This window comes from Amycolatopsis sp. CA-161197 (assembly GCF_050942255.1).
Classification (GTDB): domain Bacteria; phylum Actinomycetota; class Actinomycetes; order Mycobacteriales; family Pseudonocardiaceae; genus Amycolatopsis.
This window is the reverse complement of the sequence record NZ_CP192059.1, coordinates 5259571-5264273: the sequence shown is the minus strand read 5'-3', so window position 1 is coordinate 5264273 and position 4703 is coordinate 5259571. Positions and strand designations below refer to the sequence as shown.

The following is a 4703-nucleotide window of genomic DNA, read 5'->3' as shown; positions in this document are numbered from 1 at the left end:
GGCCGGGGCGGTGTCGTCGGAGCTGTCCCCGCGCAGCAGCCCGGCCAGGTGCTCGGCGAGCGCGCGCGGCGTCGGGTGGTCGTAGACGAGCGATACCGGCAGCGCGAGGCCGGTGTCGGCCACCAGGCGGCGGTGCAGCTCCACGGCCGCCAGCGAGCTCACGCCCAGCTCCGCGAACCCGCGGGCCGGATCGTCCACTCCGGACACATCGCCGTCCAGCGCCGCGGCCAGGTGCTGCCGGACCAGGCCGGTCAGCACCCGCACCGCGTCTTCACGCGCTCCGCTCCCGATGCGCTCCAGGAGCGCCGGTCGGTCGACGTGCTCGTCGAAGGCTTCGCTCGTCATGACGCAGAACCACCCCTAAGCAGGCAGGAGGACACCCATCGTGCCCGGATGTTAGGGACGGTCCCGCTGTACTTTCCCTTAGACGACGGCCCTTTCCCGCCGGGATCTCTCGGGTTTTCCCGGACCGCGCGCCCGCACCATCGGAGGCGATCACCGGAGAATGAGGTGCCGAAATGACGCTGGCCGCGACCGAGCGGATGACGATGCTCGTGCCCGACTTCCCCTTCGGCTACGACCGCTGGGTGACCCACCCGGCCGGCCTCGGCGAACTGCCGGCCCACCGGCACGGCACGCCCGTGGCCGTCGTCGGCGGCGGGGTCTCCGGGCTGGTCGCGGCGTACGAGCTCATGCGCCTCGGGCTGCGGCCCGTGGTCTACGAGGCGGGCGAGCTGGGCGGGCGCATGCGGTCGGTGACCTTCGGCGACCACGAGCACGCCGTCGCCGACCTCGGCGCGATGCGCTTCCCGCCGTCGGCGACCACGCTGTTCCACTACATCGAGGCGCTCGGGCTCGAGACCCGGCCGTTCCCGAACCCGCTCGCCCCCACGACCCCCAGCACCGTGATCGAGCTGGGCGGCACCGTGCACCGCGCCCGCACCGCGCGCGACCTGCCGACGGTGTACCAGGAGGTCGCCGACGCGTGGGACAAGGCGCTGCAGGATCGCGCCGAGCTCTCGACCATGGAGAACGCGATCCTGCGCCGCGACGTCGGCCTCATCAAGGCCGTGTGGAACCGCCTGGTCGCCGAGCTGGACGACGAGTCCTTCTACGGCTTCCTCGCCCGCTCCGGCGCGTTCGACTCGTTCCGCCACCGCGAGGTGTTCGGCCAGGTCGGCTTCGGCACCGGCGGCTGGGACACCGACTTCCCGAACTCGATCCTGGAGATCCTGCGCGTGGTCTACACCCACGCCGACGTGGACCAGGTCAGTATCGTCGGCGGCGCGCAGCAGGTGCCGCGCGGGCTGTGGACGCATTCGCCGGACACGGTGTTCTGGCCGAAAGGCACTTCGCTCGCCGCGCTGCACCGCGGCAGCCCGCGCCCGTCCGTGGCGAAGATCCGCCGTGCGGGCCGCGACCTCGTGGTCACCGACGCGACCGGGCGGTCGGAGGCCTACCCGGCGGTGGTGTTCACCCCGCACGTGTGGGCGTTGCTGGGCCGCGTCGACTGCCACGAACCGCTGCTGACCACCGACGAGTGGACCGCGGTCGAGCGCACGCACTACATGAGCTCGTCGAAGCTCTTCGTGCTCACCGACCGCCCGTTCTGGCTCGACGCCGACCCGGACGGTGGCCACGACGTGATGGGCATGACGCTCACCGATCGCTCGCCCCGCGGCGTGTACCTGTTCGACCACGGCCCCGACCGCCCGGGCGTGATGTGCCTGTCCTACACGTGGAACGACGACTCGGCGAAGTTCGCGACGCTCGACGACCACGAGCGCCTGGCCGTGCTCCTGCGCCGGCTCGAGTCCATCTACCCCGGTGTGGACATCGCGTCGCACGTGATCGGCGACCCGGTCACCATCAGCTGGGAGCGCGAACCGCACTTCATGGGTGCCTTCCGCGCCAACCTGCCCGGCCAGTACCGCTACCAGCGCCGCCTGTTCACCCAGTTCCGCCAGCACGACCTGCCGCCGGACCGCCGCGGCTTCTTCCTCTGCGGCGACGACATCTCCTGGACGGCCGGCTTCGCCGAGGGCGCCGTCACCACGGCGCTCAACGCGGTGTGGGGCGTGCTCGACCACCTGGGTGGCACGACTTTCCCGGCCAACCCCGGTCCTGGCGATGTCTTCGCCGAGCTGGCTCCGGTCGAGCTTCCCGGTTGAGCCGCGGCACCCATCGCGAGCTGTATAGTTCGTTATACACAAGTCTCGGTGGACACAGCGAAGGCCCGCCCCCGTGATCGGGGCGGGCCTTCGGTGGTTTTCAGACCCCCTGCGTGACCGGCCGCTGGGCGGTCTTCGGCGTCACCGGCACGACGGTCGCGAACGCGCGTTTCGTCGCCGCCAGCTTGTGGAACAGCTGGTCCGGGCCGGTCACGAACGCGGTGGCCGCTCCCCCGGCCGCCAGCGACGTCACCATCGCCGGCCAGTCCACGGGGTGGTCGAAGGTGTCGAGCAGCATCGTGCGGACCTCGGCGGCGGTGCGGAGCACGCGGCCGTCCTGGTCGGCGATCAGCGGCAGCGCCGGGTCGGTCAGGGCGCACCGGTCGACGAACGGGGTGGCCAGCTCGCGCAGCGGCGTGAAGCGTCGGGCGTGCACGGCCGGGCGCATCGTCTGCATCACGTACGCGCCGGCCTCGCGCATCGTGGCGATCACCTCGTCGAGCAGGCGCTCCGGCAGCGACAACATCACCGAGCCGTCGCCCAGCTCCACCGACAGCTCGAGCCACTCCCCTCGTTCCGCGAAGTCCGCCAGCAACGCCGACACGACGCCGTCGGGCACGCGGACGAAACACTGCGTCACGAGTTCTTCGCCCAGCTCCCCGAAATACGCGACCTCGCAGCGCGCGAGGTCCGCCGTCAGCCGCACGGCGTCCGGAAAGGACAGTGCCCCGGCGAGCACGGCGGCCGGGCGGTGGCCGAAGCTCGCGCCCGCGCAGACGTCCGGACGCAGGCCCAGTTCGGCCGTGGCCCGCTCGGCGCAGGCGAGGGACGCCACGAGGAACGCGACCTGGGAGAACGGCCCGTACGTCGACTCCTCCGCGCGGTATCCGGTCAGCAGCGAATCGCCCAGCGCCTCGTCGGCCGCCCGCACGAGTGGCCGGGCGTACCGGTCCAGCACGAGGAACCGCCCGAGATCCGCGTACGAGGCCGCGGCCATCCCCGGGAACACCGCGGCGGCGCCGCCCCCGCCGGGAAGCGGGGACGGCGCCGGGTGGGGCGAGCTCATGCCGTGACCGCCAGTTCCTGCAGCCGCTTGCTGTCGGGCTTTCCGTTGCGGTTGAGTGGGAACGCGTCGATCACCACGACGCGGCTCGGCACCTCGTACGCGGGCAGCACCTCCGCCATCCGCGCCCGCCAGAACGCCGCGTCGCGGTCCTTCTCGTCCTCCACGAACGCGATCAGCTGGCTGCCGTAGCGCTCGCACGGCACCGCGACGATCTTCGTCAGGCAGCCGGTCTCGGCCACGCGCCGCTCGATCATGTCCGGGTAGAGCGTGTAGCCGCCGCGGTGCACGGCGCGCTTGCGGCCGAGCACGTGCAGGCTGCCGCCGCGGTCGAGGATCCCGAAGTCGCCGCTCGCGAACCAGTCGCCGAGCACCGGGTCGACCTGGCCGTACTCGTCGAGGTAGCCGGCCATCACGTCGGGCGTGCGCACCAGGATCTCGCCGGTCTCGCCCGCGGGCAGCTCGACGCCGTTGTCGTCCACGATCTTCAGCTCGACGCCGCGCACCGGGCGGCCCGTGGCCACCGGGTTGTCGGTCGTGGCGAACGAGACGTTGCCCAGCTCGGTGCTGCCGTAGCTGTCGAGCAGTGGCTTGCCGAACTCGCCGACGTAGGAGTCGACCAGGCCCGGGATCAGCGGCGCCGCGCCGACGCACAGCATCCGCGCGCGGTTCAGCGTCGCGTGCAGCGCCGGGCGCTTGCGGGCGATGTTGAGCATGCTGCGGTAGGTCGCGGGCGTCGCGTCGAACACCGTGGCCCCGCACAGGTCGGCCATCTTCAGCGCGTGGTCGAGCCGCCGGTAGGGGGCCACCACGAGCGAGCACCGCGTGAGCCACGCGATGAGCAGCATCGACAGCCCGTACTGGTGCGAGAACGGCAGGAACGGCGCCAGTACGTCGCTTTCCCGGTGCCCCACCGCGTCGATGTTGCGGCGCAGGTTCTCGAGGAACGAGCCGCCGGACTTCACGATCGCCTTCGGCTTGCCGGTCGAGCCGGACGACCACATCAGCAACCCGTCGGGCAGCTCGGACCACGAGGTGGTGTCGAGCGTCGCCTTCGGCGTGCGCCCGGCCGAGGCCAGGGCCAGCTCGTAGATCGTGATCCGGCTGACGTCGGTGTCCTCGGGCAGCTCGGCGTTCTCGTCCGTCACGCACAGCACCACGCCGGCCCGGTCCATCAGCTCGCCGGTGGACTCGGGCTTCTCCTGGTGGTCGATGAGCGCGACCGACGCGCCCACGTGCATCAAGGCGAGCAGCGCGGTCAGGTAGCCCACCGAGTTGTCCGCCTTCAGCAGCACCCGATCCGAACGGCCGATCCCCCGCGACGCCAGCTCTTCGGCCATCTTCACGGCGTCGCGTTCGAGGTCGGTCAGTGTGCGGACGGAGTCCGTCCCGCAGATCATCGCCATGTTCGGTGAACCTCTTCCTCGACCCTGCGTGGAATGGGTTGCTCCCCCCGGGCGCCGTCACCG

At 71.6% G+C, this 4703-nt stretch carries 3 protein-coding genes and 1 pseudogene; 1 reads left to right on the top strand and 3 read right to left on the bottom strand.

Annotated elements, in window-relative coordinates; genetic code table 11:
• Window positions 1-57: 57 nt before the first annotated feature.
• Window positions 58-345, bottom strand: a pseudogene (locus ACQPXB_RS24715) (acyl carrier protein); the annotation flags it as partial.
• Window positions 346-518: 173 nt separating this feature from the next.
• Between ACQPXB_RS24715 and ACQPXB_RS24710 the strand changes: the two are divergent.
• On the top strand, window positions 519-2171 hold the full coding sequence (locus tag ACQPXB_RS24710) for a flavin monoamine oxidase family protein (RefSeq protein ID WP_432844594.1): 1653 nt from the start codon (window positions 519-521) through the stop codon (window positions 2169-2171).
• A gap of 100 nt (window positions 2172-2271) precedes the next feature.
• Here the strand turns inward: ACQPXB_RS24710 and ACQPXB_RS24705 are convergent, their stop codons facing one another.
• Window positions 2272-3237 carry an ACP S-malonyltransferase gene (locus ACQPXB_RS24705; RefSeq protein WP_432844593.1) on the bottom strand — a complete coding sequence of 322 codons (966 nt, stop codon included), beginning with the start codon at window positions 3235-3237 and terminating at the stop codon, window positions 2272-2274.
• Window positions 3234-4640, bottom strand: a complete 1407-nt coding sequence (locus tag ACQPXB_RS24700; RefSeq protein WP_432844592.1) for a class I adenylate-forming enzyme family protein — start codon at window positions 4638-4640, stop codon at window positions 3234-3236. The genes ACQPXB_RS24705 and ACQPXB_RS24700 overlap by 4 nt, the downstream gene beginning before the upstream one ends.
• Window positions 4641-4703 lie beyond the last annotated feature (63 nt).

Excerpts from the sequence above, each read along its gene's own strand:
- ACQPXB_RS24710 (WP_432844594.1), top strand. The coding sequence starts at position 519 with ATGACGCTGGCCGCGACCGAGCGGATGACGATGCTCGTGCCCGACTTC.
- ACQPXB_RS24705 (WP_432844593.1), bottom strand. The coding sequence starts at position 3,237 with ATGAGCTCGCCCCACCCGGCGCCGTCCCCGCTTCCCGGCGGGGGCGGC.
- ACQPXB_RS24700 (WP_432844592.1), bottom strand. The coding sequence starts at position 4,640 with ATGGCGATGATCTGCGGGACGGACTCCGTCCGCACACTGACCGACCTC.